This window comes from Sediminibacillus terrae (assembly GCF_009602435.1).
Taxonomy (GTDB): Bacteria; Bacillota; Bacilli; order Bacillales; family Amphibacillaceae; genus Sediminibacillus; species Sediminibacillus terrae.
The window spans coordinates 22,835-36,426 of record NZ_VZDQ01000002.1 but is presented as its reverse complement, the minus strand read 5'-3'; the positions used below and the strand labels follow the sequence as shown (position 1 = coordinate 36,426).

Annotated in this window: 16 protein-coding genes; all 16 read left to right on the top strand. The window is 44.2% G+C overall.

Features of this window, described 5'->3' with window-relative positions; genetic code table 11:
• Positions 1-10: 10 nt before the first annotated feature.
• The 16 genes from spoIIIAC to dxs all read left to right on the top strand — a co-directional run bounded on the left by spoIIIAC (position 11) and on the right by dxs (position 13,592).
• On the top strand, positions 11-217 hold the full coding sequence (gene spoIIIAC / locus F6X55_RS00725) for a stage III sporulation protein AC (RefSeq protein ID WP_026569980.1): 207 nt from the start codon (positions 11-13) through the stop codon (positions 215-217).
• 2 nt (positions 218-219) lie between these two features.
• Positions 220-609: a stage III sporulation protein AD gene (gene spoIIIAD, locus F6X55_RS00720; protein ID WP_026569981.1), complete on the top strand. Its 390-nt coding sequence runs from the start codon at positions 220-222 to the stop codon at positions 607-609.
• 22 nt (positions 610-631) lie between these two features.
• On the top strand, positions 632-1,822 hold the full coding sequence (spoIIIAE, locus tag F6X55_RS00715; RefSeq protein WP_026771183.1) for a stage III sporulation protein AE: 1,191 nt from the start codon (positions 632-634) through the stop codon (positions 1,820-1,822).
• Positions 1,823-1,838: 16 nt separating this feature from the next.
• Entirely contained in the window at positions 1,839-2,450 is a 612-nt protein-coding gene (spoIIIAF, locus tag F6X55_RS00710) for a stage III sporulation protein AF (protein ID WP_153461529.1), read from the top strand.
• A 1-nt stretch (position 2,451) separates the two neighbouring features.
• A complete protein-coding gene (gene spoIIIAG / locus F6X55_RS00705) occupies positions 2,452-3,102 on the top strand; it encodes a stage III sporulation protein AG (protein WP_026569984.1) in 651 nt (216 codons plus the stop codon).
• Positions 3,103-3,117: 15 nt separating this feature from the next.
• Complete coding sequence (locus F6X55_RS00700) at positions 3,118-3,687, top strand: SpoIIIAH-like family protein (RefSeq protein WP_026569985.1); 570 nt, start codon at positions 3,118-3,120, stop codon at positions 3,685-3,687.
• A 264-nt stretch (positions 3,688-3,951) separates the two neighbouring features.
• Entirely contained in the window at positions 3,952-4,455 is a 504-nt protein-coding gene (accB, locus tag F6X55_RS00695) for an acetyl-CoA carboxylase biotin carboxyl carrier protein (RefSeq protein ID WP_026569986.1), read from the top strand.
• A 15-nt stretch (positions 4,456-4,470) separates the two neighbouring features.
• On the top strand, positions 4,471-5,826 hold the full coding sequence (gene accC, locus F6X55_RS00690) for an acetyl-CoA carboxylase biotin carboxylase subunit (protein ID WP_026771185.1): 1,356 nt from the start codon (positions 4,471-4,473) through the stop codon (positions 5,824-5,826).
• A 21-nt stretch (positions 5,827-5,847) separates the two neighbouring features.
• Entirely contained in the window at positions 5,848-6,243 is a 396-nt protein-coding gene (locus F6X55_RS00685; protein WP_026569988.1) for an Asp23/Gls24 family envelope stress response protein, read from the top strand.
• Between the two features lie 236 nt (positions 6,244-6,479).
• Positions 6,480-6,860, top strand: coding sequence for a transcription antitermination factor NusB (gene nusB / locus F6X55_RS00680; protein ID WP_026569990.1), 381 nt, complete (start codon positions 6,480-6,482; stop codon positions 6,858-6,860).
• Positions 6,861-6,872: 12 nt separating this feature from the next.
• Positions 6,873-7,730: a bifunctional methylenetetrahydrofolate dehydrogenase/methenyltetrahydrofolate cyclohydrolase FolD gene (gene folD, locus F6X55_RS00675; protein WP_026569991.1), complete on the top strand. Its 858-nt coding sequence runs from the start codon at positions 6,873-6,875 to the stop codon at positions 7,728-7,730.
• Positions 7,731-7,763: 33 nt separating this feature from the next.
• A complete protein-coding gene (gene xseA / locus F6X55_RS00670) occupies positions 7,764-9,110 on the top strand; it encodes an exodeoxyribonuclease VII large subunit (protein ID WP_153461527.1) in 1,347 nt (448 codons plus the stop codon).
• A complete protein-coding gene (locus F6X55_RS00665; RefSeq protein ID WP_026569993.1) occupies positions 9,107-9,337 on the top strand; it encodes an exodeoxyribonuclease VII small subunit in 231 nt (76 codons plus the stop codon). The genes xseA and F6X55_RS00665 overlap by 4 nt, the downstream gene beginning before the upstream one ends.
• A gap of 1 nt (position 9,338) precedes the next feature.
• Entirely contained in the window at positions 9,339-10,223 is an 885-nt protein-coding gene (locus F6X55_RS00660; protein ID WP_026569994.1) for a polyprenyl synthetase family protein, read from the top strand.
• Positions 10,224-10,954: 731 nt separating this feature from the next.
• Complete coding sequence (locus F6X55_RS00655; protein ID WP_026569995.1) at positions 10,955-11,530, top strand: hypothetical protein; 576 nt, start codon at positions 10,955-10,957, stop codon at positions 11,528-11,530.
• A 169-nt stretch (positions 11,531-11,699) separates the two neighbouring features.
• Positions 11,700-13,592, top strand: a complete 1,893-nt coding sequence (gene dxs, locus F6X55_RS00650) for a 1-deoxy-D-xylulose-5-phosphate synthase (RefSeq protein WP_153461525.1) — start codon at positions 11,700-11,702, stop codon at positions 13,590-13,592.

Here is a 13,592-nt window from a genome sequence, read left to right as displayed (position 1 = left end):
TAAACTTTACATGCTAGGTGAGGCCGCCGTTCTATTTCAAATAGCAGGTATTGGAATCATTGTTGCCATGATTCACACGATTCTAAAGCAAATGGGGAAAGAAGATATAGCCCATTTCGCTACGGTCGTCGGATTTATCATCGTGATGATCATCGTTATCGATGAAATTGCTGACTTGTTCAACCAAATAAAATCTGTATTCCTTTTCCAGGGATAGCCATGGAAATCTTTCACATTGTCAGCTTGGGTATCGTGGCAAGTTTATTATATATCCTCTTGAAAGACCAGCAATCGTCGATGGCATTCCTGTTGATTCTTATTACTGGGATTATCATTTTTCTCGCTGTCATACAGTATATCGCAGAAATTTTTTCACTGATAAACAATCTAGGACAAAAAGCGAATATAAATGGTATCTATATAGAAACGATTTTAAAAATAATCGGTATTGCCTATATTGCGGATTTTGGTGCCCATTTGACACGCGACGCGGGGCTTGGATCTATTGCGGCAAAGATAGAATTGGCCGGAAAAATATTCATTCTGGTATTGGCAGTTCCGATTTTGACCGCTGTAATAGAAACAATCCTTGGTTTTTTGCCGGTTTAACCTGAGAGGAGGAAAGAAGCAGATGCACGATTTCATCAAATTCCTCGTATTATTAGCCGCAGCGATCGCAACAACGATTCTCCTTCCTTCCTCTGTCATGGCTGCTGTCGAGGAACCCAACCAGTTCGAGCAATTAAATGAACAAACAGTCGATTCGATATCGTTTGATGAAATAAAGGGATACTGGAACCATGTAGTCGATGAATACGGCGGTTATCTGCCAGGTTTAAAAAAATCCACTTTTATGGACTTTATCAAAAATCAGGAGTCCCTTTCGATCAAAGATTGGGCGAAAGGGATTCTTCAATATTTGTTCCATGAAGTGATCATCAACGGCAAACTACTTGGCATGTTGATACTGTTGACATTATTTTGTGTGATTTTACAAACACTTCAGTCTTCATTTGAAAATAATAATATAAGTAAAATTGCGTATGCCATTGTTTACTTAGTCTTGATTGTCCTGGCATTGAACAGTTTCCATTCAGCTGCATCCTATGCTAAGGATTCCATCGAATTAATGAGCGGATTTATGGTGGCACTGCTCCCTTTGTTGCTTGGTTTGATGGCCTCTCTGGGCAGCATGGCTGCAGTTTCTTTTTTTCACCCGGCAGTCGTCTTTCTTATCCATATCAGCGTATTGTTAATTTCTGTCGTCGTTCTGCCACTCTTCTTTTTATCGGCGTTGTTGTCCATCGTTAGTACGTTGAATGAACATTATAAAGCAACACAGCTTGCCGATTTGCTGAAAAATATCGGCATAGGACTGCTAGGGGTGTTCCTCACAGCCTTCTTGGGAGTTATCTCTGTCCAGGGAGCAGCGACTGCAGTACAAGATGGGATTGCTTTGAAAACGGCTAAGTTTGTAACCGGCAATTTTATTCCTGTGGTCGGACGGATGTTTACTGATGCAGCGGATACCGTATTGAGTGCATCTCTTTTGTTGAAGAACACTATCGGATTGGTCGGTGTCATCCTGGTGCTTGGAATCGCTCTGTTCCCTGCAGTGAAAATTTTTGTGATTGCCTTGATTTATAAACTTGCTTCAGCCCTCCTGCAACCCATTGGAGATGGGCCGGTGATCGAGTGTATGGATAGCATTAGCAAATATATTATTTATATTTTTGCTGCCCTGTTGATTGTCACTTTTATGTTCTTCCTGGCTATCGTCATTCTCGTTGCCTCAAGCAATTTGACGGTGATGCTGCGGTGAGCGGGGAGGGGGTTGTTTGAATTTACTGACGGAGTGGGTAACTCAAATCATTTTGTTTTTGCTTTTGGCGATGGTTGTCGACCTTCTTATGCCGGATTCTTCCATGAAAAAATACATCAAGGTAGTAGTCGGACTTGTGTTGATATTGATCTTTTTACAACCGCTGTTCCGGCTTTTTCAAATGGATATAGAAACGATGATGTCCAATGCTTCAGCTGCATTTGATACGGAAAGCAGGGAGGAAGACATGAAAAATTCGATTGATTTAAAGAAAAAAGAAATACAAGCCTCTCAACGTGCATATATTTTAGAAGAAATGGCTGTCCAAATGAAAAATGAAGTGGAAGAGAGGTTGAAAGAAAAGCATGACGTAGAAATTGCTGATATCTCCTTTCAATTTGAAGAAGGTGAAGACCTTTCCTTCGAGACGTTAAAAGGAGTCCATGTTGTTTTGAGGAAACATCAAATGAATGATGGTCCGGAGGGCGAGGTAGAAGAGGTCGTCATAGATATCGGCGAAGAACCAGTAAAGGAGGACATGCCTGACTCAGAACCAATCAAGTCCTTTTTGTTTGAAGCATGGGGATTGGAAGATCAAACGATAACCATTGACTGGGGGGAGGGATAGAATGGAGAACCCACTGAAAAAACTGTTATCCCACGTGAAGTTAAAGCAGGATGGCGACAATAAGCCCACAAAGCTTGCATATGTGCTGATTGTCGGACTTGTCGGTCTGCTGTTCATTTTGGTCAGCGGCATATTCTCGCCTGGAGAAAAAAGTGAGGATAACATGCTATCTGTCACTCCTGACAGCAATAACGAAAATCAGGAAACTTTCCTCAATAAAAAAGAAGAAGCCGTAGCTGAGAAGGACGAAGAGATAGCTGATCTGGAAGGAACTTATGAAAGTGAACTGACGGCATTACTAGAAAAAATCCAAGGCGTTTCCGACGTCGAAGCAATGGTGAACTTAGATTCGACCAAGCAAAAGGTTTACGAAAAAAACTTGATCATCGGAACACAGACAACGGACGAAACCGATCAGAACGGTGGAGAGCGCACCCTTGAAGATTCTACAAGGGAGCAGGAAGTAGTACTTGTCAGACAAGGTGATAAAGAAGTTCCGCTTCTTGTCCATACAAAAAAGCCAGATGTAAGGGGGGTCCTTGTAGTAGCCAAAGGAGTAGACCATATGCAGGTTAAGCAATGGGTAGTCGAAGCAGTATCCAGAGTATTGGATGTCCCGACACACCGGATTTCGGTCATGCCTAAAAATTAATAAGGAGGAATTTACATGCTGAAAAAGCAAACCGTTTGGTTATTGACAATGTTAAGTTTAATGATTGTACTGAGTGTATATTATATGAGTTCTCCAAATAGCGAGGAACTGGCCTTTTTAAACAATGCAAATTCAGAAGATCAGGCTACATCGGGAGACGGTTCCCAAGTGGTGGAAGGGGAGGATGAAGAATTACTGGAGGAAGGGGATTCTGTTGTTTCTGAATCTTCCACCGATGAGCTGTTTACCTCCATAAGAATGCAAATCCAAGATGATCGAAGTGCAAAGAAAGAAGAATTAGAAGAGACGGTTGCATCAAGTACCGCTTCTACGGAAGAAATCAATGCCGCCTATGAAGAAATGCAGCAAATTGAGGAAGCGGCAAAAAAAGAATCGATCATCGAAGAAACCATTATGGCGGAAAATCAGTATGAAGACGTGCTTGTCCGGTCTGAAGATAACGAAGTGGTGGTAACCGTCAAAGCGGAAGAATTGTCCAAAACGGAAGCGAACAATATCATTCAAATGGTGAAAGACGAATTTGGTGAAGTGACGATTGAAGTGAAGTTCCAACCTGCGAGCTAGCACCGGACAAGTTAAATATGTCCAGCCTCGACCGATTTTCCCGGAAACCATTCCTGGGTTAGTCGGTTTTTTTCTTCTCTCATGCTGTAAGCACTGTTATAATGCAAAAGAAGACAAGCGGTGTACAAACAAGATATAATGAATATGTCTGCTCTTACTAACTTATGGCGGAAGAGTTGAAGTTTTTCTCTCGTTTTCGTAAAATATTAAGAGGAGTTATTAGTACCTGTTGTTAAATTGTGATAAAAAGGGGTGCCCCACTTTATGTTAAAAGTACAGGAAATCAGAGAATTAATTAAGTTGATCGATGAATCTTCCATTGATGAATTCGACTATGAATCAAATGGGACGAAAGTCTCCATGAAAAAACAAACGGGAGAAGTAATCCAGGAAAGGACCGTCGTAAGCGAACCAGTTGTCCGCCAGGAAACAGCGGCTCCTGCAGCTTCACCCGCTCCTGCCCAATCTCAGGAGCAAGTGAAGGAAGAACCGGAACCAGCCCAGCCGAAAGAACAAAATGCTGGAGATTTTGATCACGAAATCGTTTCGCCTATGGTCGGTACCTTTTATAGTTCACCCGAACCGGAAAGCGATGCATTTGTGAAAAAAGGCGATAAAGTAGATAAGGATACCGTCGTCTGTATCGTTGAAGCGATGAAGCTTTTCAATGAAATTGAAGCAGATGTATCTGGTGAAATCGTCGAGATTCTCGTTGAAGATGGAGAACTAGTCGAATATGGACAACCATTATTCAGAGTCAAGGCATAGTAAGGGGATGACAATGTGATTAAGAAAATATTGATTGCGAACAGAGGCGAAATTGCTGTTCGAGTCATTCGCGCATGTAAAGAACTGGGGATTGAAACAGTTGCGGTTTATTCGGAAGGTGACAAAGAGTCACTTCATGTCCAGCTCGCGGATGAAGCATACTGTATCGGTCCTATACTCAGCAAGGACAGCTATTTAAATTTCACAAACATCATGAGTGTAGCCACACTAACCGAAGTGGATGCTATTCATCCAGGCTATGGCTTTTTATCAGAGAATGCTGATTTCGCTGAAATTTGCAAGGCATGCAATATTACGTTCATCGGTCCGAGTGCTTATGCTATTCAAAAGATGGGCACAAAAGATGTCGCCCGGGAGACGATGAAAGCTGCCGGGGTTCCGATAGTCCCTGGTTCAGAAGGAATTATCGCCGACGAAGAAGAAGGACGTCGTGTAGCCAAAGAAATAGGTTATCCGGTAATCATAAAAGCAACAGCCGGTGGCGGCGGAAAAGGAATACGCGTTGCGAAAACGGAAGAAGAATTAGTCAAAGGTATCCGGGTAACCCAGAAGGAAGCAGAAACTGCTTTCGGCAATCCCGGTGTCTATCTGGAAAAATACATTGAAGACTTCCGTCATGTGGAAATTCAAGTTTTGGCGGACAATCATGGGAATGCAGTCCATGTCGGCGAGCGTGATTGCACCATTCAGCGTCGTCTGCAAAAACTGATTGAAGAGTCACCATCACCGGCAGTAACACCGGAAATCAGAAAAAAAATGGGCGACGCAGCAGTCAAAGCTGCATTGGCGGTTGATTATTCAGGAGCCGGTACGATCGAGTTTATTTTCGATAAAAAAGAAGAAAAATTCTATTTTATGGAAATGAATACTCGTATTCAAGTAGAACATCCGGTAACCGAAATGGTAAGCGGAATCGATTTGATCAAGGAACAAATCAATATCGCCAACAATCAACCATTATCGGTAACACAGGAAGATATCGAGTTTGAAGGCTGGTCGATTGAGTGCAGAATAAATGCCGAAAATCCGTTTAAGCAATTTATGCCTTCTCCAGGCAAAATCGATATGTACCTCGCGCCGGGAGGTTTGGGTGTCAGGGTCGATTCCGGTGCTTATCCCGGTTATAGTATTCCTCCTTACTATGACTCCATGATTGCCAAGCTGATTGTTCACGGAGCAGACCGGCAGGAAGCAATCAACAGAATGAGACGGGCATTGGACGAATTTGTTATTGAAGGCATCCACACAACTATTCCCTTCCATAGTAGGATGATGGATCATCCACAGTTTATTGACGGAGATTTTAATACGAAGTTTCTGGAGAAATATACTATAATGGAAGATGAATAGCATAAAAAAGGAGTGAACGGAATGGACGAAAACTCTTTATTGAATGTTAGCGAAGGATCTGATCTGGGGAAAGTGGAAATCGCGCCGGAAGTAATCGAAGTTATTGCCGGGATTGCCACCACAGAGATCAAGGGTGTCTACGCCATGCGCGGTAATTTCGCATCCGGGGTAGCAGAACGGTTCGGAAAAAAGTCGCACGGAAAAGGGATTAAAGTCGAGCTTACTGATAAAGGCGTCCTGATAGATGTATTTGTCGTATTGGACTATGGTTCAAGAATTCCGGAAGTGGCCCAAAAAATCCAGACCAATATCCGCCAGGCACTGAGGAATATGACTGCTCTTGAAATAGATGAAATAAATGTCCATATTGTCGGTGTCCAAATCGATCGGGACGAAACAGAAGAAGAAACCATCTAACCAGTGAAACAAGGCCAAGGGAGCAATAGTTGCTTCCTGGCCTTGTTTTTATGATTTTTCCTGGCAAAAAGGAAAGCACGCTTGTATTTTTCGATGATTTCTGTGAAAATTATCTGGAAATGGCTTTGTATCCTGTAACATGTTATCATTTGAAACAGGTATTGCTTGAACAGCTGTTCAAAAAGAAACAGGACGAGCCAGTCTTTTTGAACAGGTAATCAAAGGAGAATAAAACGATGAAAAGACGAACAGCACGTGAAAAATCTTTCCAAATCCTTTTTCAGATGGATGTCAACGACATACCACCGAAGGAGGCAATCGAGCATGTGATGGATGGCCCGGTGGATGATGCTTTTTTGACAGACCTTGTATATGGGGTGATTGAACATAAACAAGAAATCGATAAAAAAATCGATGAAAATTTGGAAAACTGGACGTTCAACAGACTTGCTTCTGTAGAAAGGACGTTGTTGAGAATTGCTGCATATGAGTTGTCCTATAAAGAGGATGTGCCAAGCAGCGTAGCGATAAATGAAGCGATAGAACTGGCCAACAGTTATGGTGATGAAAAATCGGGAAGGTTCATCAATGGCGTTCTATCCAAGATGATAAAATAGGGGGAGAGTAATATGGGAGCCGAAATTATTTACGGAAAAGATTTGGCAGCAGATTTGCGACTGGAGATGAAAGAAGAGGTAAAGGAACTTGCTAAAAAAGGGATTGTACCTGGTCTGACAGTCGTCCTGATAGGAGATGATCCGGCCTCCCAATCCTATGTGAAAGGGAAACAAAAAGCATCTGACGAGGTCGGCGTCCATTCCAACCTCATCAAATTACCGGATACAACTTCTCAGCAGGAATTGCTCAATCTGATAGACGATTTGAACACAGATGACAATATACATGGCATTCTTGTCCAACTACCGCTTCCGGATCATATTGAAGAACAAGCAGTAATCGAAGCAATCAGTCCGGAAAAAGATGTCGATGGATTCCATCCGGTTAACATCGGGCGGATGCTTACTGGAGAAGATACGTTCTATCCGTGCACCCCTTTCGGTATCCTGACCATGCTGAAGTCAAAAAACATAGAAATCGCTGGAAAACATGCTGTTGTTGTAGGGCGGAGTAATATTGTAGGAAAGCCGGTCGGTCAATTGCTGTTGAATGAACATGCTACGGTGACATACTGCCATTCGCGGACAGAGAACATGAAAAAGTTCACCAGAGAGGCTGATATTCTGGTAGTGGCGGTTGGGAAACAACATTTCATCAAAGCGGAAGATATTAAGCCTGGAGCAGTGGTCATCGATGTCGGAGTGAACCGGATGGAAAACGGCAAACTGACGGGAGACGTCGACTTTGAGGGAGCAGCGGAAAAAGCATCCTTTATAACACCGGTCCCTAGAGGGGTAGGTCCGATGACGATCACGATGTTATTACATAATACAATTAAGTCGGCAAAAAAACATCACCCGGCTTCTTGATGGAAAAAAATCCAAATATGCAGGTGTCTAGCGATGAATGATAGATATTTAACGGTAACCGCATTGACAAAATATATAAAACGGAAATTCGAAATGGACCGGCACTTAAAAGATGTTTGGTTGAAAGCCGAGATTTCCAATTTCAAGCATCATAGCAGAGGGCACATGTATCTTACTTTGAAGGACGATCATTCCAGGATCCAGGCAGTGATGTTTGCTGGAAACAACCGGTCTTTGAAGTTTAAACCGGAAAACGGAATGAACGTCCTGGTAAAAGGTGAACTGAGCGTTTACGAGCCGCAAGGCCAGTACCAATTGTATATCTCCCAAATGGAGCCTGACGGAATCGGCGCCCTTTATCTTGCATTTGAACAATTAAAGGAAAAGTTGAGCAAAGAAGGGTTATTCGATCCTTCTATAAAAAAAACGATTCCTGTATATCCGAATAAAATCGGAGTGATTACTTCGCCGACAGGTGCAGCGGTCCGGGATATCATGACCACCCTATCCAGGCGATATCCAATCGCAAAGTCTGTATTGTTTCCGGTTCTTGTGCAAGGTACTCAGTCTGCTGCCTCTATCGTCAAGGCCATTGAATCAGCTGGCCGGATGGGGGGGTTCGATGTTCTGATTGTAGGCCGTGGCGGCGGTTCCATAGAAGAGTTGTGGAGTTTTAATGAAGAAATGGTGGCCCGGGCCATTCACGCTTCTACTGTACCAATTATTTCCGCAGTGGGGCATGAAACCGACTTTACGATCAGTGATATGGCGGCAGACATGCGCGCAGCAACTCCGACAGCTGCTGCAGAGCTGGCAGTTCCTTCTCAAGCGGAAATCAAAGAGCGGATCATCGCTCTTGATCGTTCACTCGATCGCGCATTAAAAACCCGGTTAGTCAATGCGAAAGAACGACTCGGCCAGTTGCAAAGGGCATATGCCTTTCGTTATCCTGCACAATTACTTCGACAAAAAGAGCAGGAACTCGATAAATTCGTGGAACGTCTGGGCAGAGGGTTGACAGCCAGACACAACAGCAAGCAAGAAAGTCTCCGTGCTCTTCATAAAAGGCTGATGCTCAAGCACCCGAAAACGAAGACGCAGCTTTTGAACCGCGAACTTGTCCAACTGCGTATGCGGCTTGACCGAGCTTTTGCCAAAGAAGTACAGGCAAGACAAAACAGATTCCAAAAGAATCTGGATAAATTATCGTTATTAAATCCGTTAAATACGATGAAGCGTGGATATTCCATCACTTACCAGCAAAACGGTGACGTATTATCCTCTACCAAAGAAGTCCAGCCGGGGGAACAAGTGACAGTCAAACTATTTGATGGTTCGCTGGACTGCCAGGTATGGGGGATCGAGGAGGAGAAACAATGAGTGAGAAAGAAATCAGTTTTGAGGAAGCAATGAAACAGTTGGAAGAAATTGTGGAAAAACTTGAAGAAGGGGAAGTCCCGCTGGAAAAAGCGATCAATTATTACCAGGAAGGGATGAAGCTTTCCAAGCTTTGCAGCGATAAGCTGTCGAGTGTGGAAGAACAAATGGAGAAAATAGTTAATGAACAGGGCGAAACCGTACCTTTCTCTATTCAGGAGGACGAATAGGGTGACAGAAAGCTTAGAAAATTATTTGAAGCAAAAACAGTTACAGATGGACGGAGCGATCATTGATTATATCGAAAAGCTTCAGGCACCCACACAGCTCAAAGCAGCGATGAAATATTCAGCCGAAGCAGGCGGAAAAAGATTACGTCCGATTTTAATGGCTGCTAGCTGCGAGTCCTATGGCGGTGCCTTGGAAACAGTCATACCTGCGGCTGCAGCTCTGGAAATGATTCATACGTACTCACTTATCCATGATGACCTGCCTGCAATGGATAATGATGATATACGCCGGGGAAAACCGACCAACCATATTAAGTTTGATGAAGCTACTGCAATCCTTGCTGGCGATGGACTTTTGACCTATAGTTTCGAAATCATCGCTTCCGACTTGGCCATTTCCGCAGAACAGAGAGTGGAATTGATCAGACAGTTGGCAGAAGCAGCAGGACCGAAGGGTATGGTAGCTGGACAAGTTCTCGATATGCAGGCTGAAGACAAAAAGGCGGACTTGGAGCAACTGGAACAAATCCATACGTTGAAAACAGGACGGCTTCTTCGATATGCAGTTGCCGCTGGCGCCATGATCGGAGGAGCGAGTGCCAACCAAATTGCTTCCCTTCAAGAATATGCCTACTATTTGGGTTTGATTTTTCAGGTACAGGATGACATTCTCGATGTCCAAGGAGACCCCGAGTTGATCGGCAAGCCAGTAGGAAGCGATGAATCCAACTTGAAGAGCACCTATCCGAAACTTCTTGGCCTGGACGGCGCCATACAGCAAAAAGAAATGTACGTACAAAAAGCGAAACAAGCCTTGAAAGAAGCGGGTGTAGAAAGTTCAGTCCTAGTCGATATTACCGATTACTTCGGCAACCGTGATCGCTAAAATGTCTGTTTGGCCACTTCGTTGGTCGGGCGGATATGTCCGCTATTTATTAAATTGAGATTTTTTTGGTTTTATGATAAAATAAAAATCAAATGGGAATGGTGCAGTATTCTAGTCGGTCCTCCGTTCCTGAAGGCGGGCCTAAAAATCCGCCAAAGGGCACATCGATGAAGTTCCTTGTGCTGGCTTGAGGCGCCCAGCCTTGGGTCAGTGCTGGGAGTTAAGGTAGCAGGGCGATCCACAAAGGCATGTGGGCGAGGACCCTGCTTCCGCGGAGGCCCATCTCTGTAGCGGCGGCTAAGCCTAGTAGCTGCTATGGAATGGGGTATGAACCTGCGCAATAGGGAAAGGGAATCTCTATTCGCAGCGTAGCCTGCCTTGAGTGGCCCTGAGGGGATAATGGCTCACGGCGTGATAAAAGCGGCCACTTTTATTTCGCTATTTTGCCATTTGAAATCAGTGCTGCAAAAGAGGCTAGGGAACGGCTAAAGACTGTCGAGGAAATCTCCTAGACTGTTCCAATGGACATTTAAAAGGGATTATAGTGCGGACTAAGTGGTAATCCAGTCTAGCTTTTGGTGACAAAGCTAAGGTGGATTTAAAGGGGAACCGCCAGAATGGCAACATTCGGTATCCATCTGGGAAAACCTACTGGACCTAAGCCGCAGTTTTTACCTTTTAAATGACCATTCCTTATACATAATTCTAGAATCTGATTAATGAGGGTAACAATGAAACCACAACTAAAAAAGTCATTACGATTTAGTTTAAGTATTGCCGTTATCACATTCGTGTTAGCGGCTATTTTTTCAGTCATATCTTCTTCCGTACTCAGCGGTGTAGCCTGGATCATCGGTTTGTTGATTGTATTGGTTATTGTGCTGATCGGTATCTTTTTTGATATGCTGGGTATTGCAGCTACTGCCGCAGATGAAACACCATTCCACGCAATGGCCTCGGAAAAGGTAAGCGGTTCCAAACAGGCGTTGCTGATTGTCCGCAATGCAGACCGTTTCGCCAGTTTTTGCAACGATGTAATCGGCGATATATCGGGGATCGTCAGTGGTACTGCTTCAGCGATTGTCGTCCTGCAGGTAGCTAACGGGTTTGGGTATTCAGAAGGTTCAACCATCCAAATTGTTATCAATGTAGTCTTAACCAGTCTAGTGGCGGCATTGACTGTCGGCGGAAAAGCAGTCGGCAAGTATTTTGCCATCCACGCCTCAACCGATATCATCTTTTTTGTAGGCAAGGTAGTGGCTCTGCTCGAGTCCAAATTCAATGTACAATTGCTTAAAAAAGGGTAATAGTTGTATTGAAAGCCAAATGTCAACAGAATCGTCTATCATACGTTCGTTGAAGATATTTGTTATACTAAGGGAAAGTGTATATTCCGAATGAATACAACTGGAACCGGCAGGTGACTGAAAGTGATAACCGGCCGGAAAATAAAAGGTGAAGGGGAGGAATCCCACCATGGATCTTATAGAAATAAAAGATCCTTCGTTTTTGAAAAACATGTCAAACGAAGAATTAGAGCAGTTTGCAGCGAAAATCCGGCAGTTCCTGATTGAGAAGCTGTCCGTTACGGGCGGGCACCTGGGAGCGAATTTGGGCGTTGTGGAGTTGACCTTGGCACTCCATAAACATTTTCAAAGTCCGAAAGATAAATTTATTTTTGATGTGGGGCACCAGTCCTATATCCATAAAATCTTGACAGGACGTGCTGGCCAGTTCGATACGCTGCGTCAATATAAAGGGTTATGCGGCTTTCCGAAAGTCCGTGAGAGCGAGCATGATGTGTGGGAAACAGGCCACAGTTCCACCTCGTTGTCTGCTGCAATGGGAATGACAATCGCAAGGGATTTGAAAAAAGAGGACAGCCATATCGTCCCGATAATCGGCGATGGAGCATTGACCGGCGGAATGGCCTTGGAGGCGCTGAATCATATCGGCCATGAAAAAAAAGACATCATCGTCATCCTGAATGATAACGAAATGTCCATTGCCAATAATGTAGGTGCCTTGCATAATGCGCTAGGGCGTATGAGAAGTGCAGGAAAATATAAACGGGTAAAAGACGAAATGGAATGGTTGATGAAAAAAATCCCGGCTGTCGGCGGTCGACTTGCTCAAACGGCAGAACGTGTCAAAGACAGTATGAAATATTTTATGGTACCGGGAATGCTGTTCGAGGAGTTCGGATTCACCTACTACGGGCCGGTAGATGGTCATGATTTTACTGCTTTGCAGGAAAATCTCCAATATGCCAAGAAAACTGGCGGTCCTGTCCTTGTCCATGTCATTACGCAAAAAGGAAAAGGATATCAGCCAGCGGAAACAGACATGAAAGACAGGTGGCATGGTGTCGGTCCGTATAAAATCGATTCAGGTGAGAAAATAAAACCAGTAGATGCACCGCCGGCATGGAGTGAAGTCGTCAGCGGCACTTTGCAAAAAAAAGCAAGAGAAGATGATCGATTGACGGTCATTACCCCTGCAATGATCCTGGGCTCGAAGTTGGAAAAGTTCCAAAAGGAGTTTCCTGAACGGCTTTTCGATGTCGGCATTGCCGAACAGCATGCTGCAACTATGTCAGCAGGACTAGCTACCCAGGGTATGAAGCCATTTTTAGCGATTTATTCGACTTTCCTTCAGCGTGCTTACGACCAATTGGTCCATGATGTTTGTCGTCAAAACTTGAATGTTATATTCGGAATTGACCGCGCGGGTCTCGTGGGAGCAGACGGAGAAACGCATCAGGGGGTCTTTGATATATCCTTTTTGCGGAGCATTCCCAATATGGTCGTGATGATGCCAAAAGACGAAAACGAGTGCCAGCATATGGTCCATACCGCGGTCGAATACGACGATGGCCCGATTGCTGTCCGTTATCCTCGTGGCAATGGACTTGGCGTCGCCATGGACGAAGCGTTCCATTCCCTTGAAATCGGCAGCTGGGAGGTCTTGAAAGAGGGCACTGATGCTGCTATTCTGACTTTTGGAACGACCATACCGATGGCTATGCAGGCAAGTAAGGAATTGCAGGCAAAGGGAATCTCTGTAAAAGTTGTCAACGCGCGGTTCATCAAGCCGCTCGATGAACGGATGCTTCATGAGTTGATGTCCATGAACATGCCGATCCTGACGATTGAAGAAGCTGTATTAAAAGGTGGATTCGGCAGTTCCATTTTGGAGTTCGCCGAGGAAAATGGTTACCAGAACCAGACAATCAATCGGATGGGCATACCGGATCGCTATATTGAACACGGCAAAGTGGAGCAGTTGTTAGAAGAAATCGGGTTGACGAAGGAACAAGCAATACAACACGTACAGCGTATGCTGCCAAGTAAACAGCAAAGGGCATGA

Excerpts from the sequence above, each read along its gene's own strand:
- accB (WP_026569986.1), top strand. The coding sequence starts at position 3,952 with ATGTTAAAAGTACAGGAAATCAGAGAATTAATTAAGTTGATCGATGAA.
- F6X55_RS00665 (WP_026569993.1), top strand. The coding sequence starts at position 9,107 with ATGAGTGAGAAAGAAATCAGTTTTGAGGAAGCAATGAAACAGTTGGAA.
- F6X55_RS00655 (WP_026569995.1), top strand. The coding sequence starts at position 10,955 with ATGAAACCACAACTAAAAAAGTCATTACGATTTAGTTTAAGTATTGCC.
- nusB (WP_026569990.1), top strand. The coding sequence starts at position 6,480 with ATGAAAAGACGAACAGCACGTGAAAAATCTTTCCAAATCCTTTTTCAG.
- spoIIIAC (WP_026569980.1), top strand. The coding sequence starts at position 11 with ATGCTAGGTGAGGCCGCCGTTCTATTTCAAATAGCAGGTATTGGAATC.
- spoIIIAD (WP_026569981.1), top strand. The coding sequence starts at position 220 with ATGGAAATCTTTCACATTGTCAGCTTGGGTATCGTGGCAAGTTTATTA.
- dxs (WP_153461525.1), top strand. The coding sequence starts at position 11,700 with ATGGATCTTATAGAAATAAAAGATCCTTCGTTTTTGAAAAACATGTCA.
- F6X55_RS00685 (WP_026569988.1), top strand. The coding sequence starts at position 5,848 with ATGGACGAAAACTCTTTATTGAATGTTAGCGAAGGATCTGATCTGGGG.
- F6X55_RS00700 (WP_026569985.1), top strand. The coding sequence starts at position 3,118 with ATGCTGAAAAAGCAAACCGTTTGGTTATTGACAATGTTAAGTTTAATG.
- folD (WP_026569991.1), top strand. The coding sequence starts at position 6,873 with ATGGGAGCCGAAATTATTTACGGAAAAGATTTGGCAGCAGATTTGCGA.
- spoIIIAG (WP_026569984.1), top strand. The coding sequence starts at position 2,452 with ATGGAGAACCCACTGAAAAAACTGTTATCCCACGTGAAGTTAAAGCAG.
- spoIIIAE (WP_026771183.1), top strand. The coding sequence starts at position 632 with ATGCACGATTTCATCAAATTCCTCGTATTATTAGCCGCAGCGATCGCA.
- xseA (WP_153461527.1), top strand. The coding sequence starts at position 7,764 with ATGAATGATAGATATTTAACGGTAACCGCATTGACAAAATATATAAAA.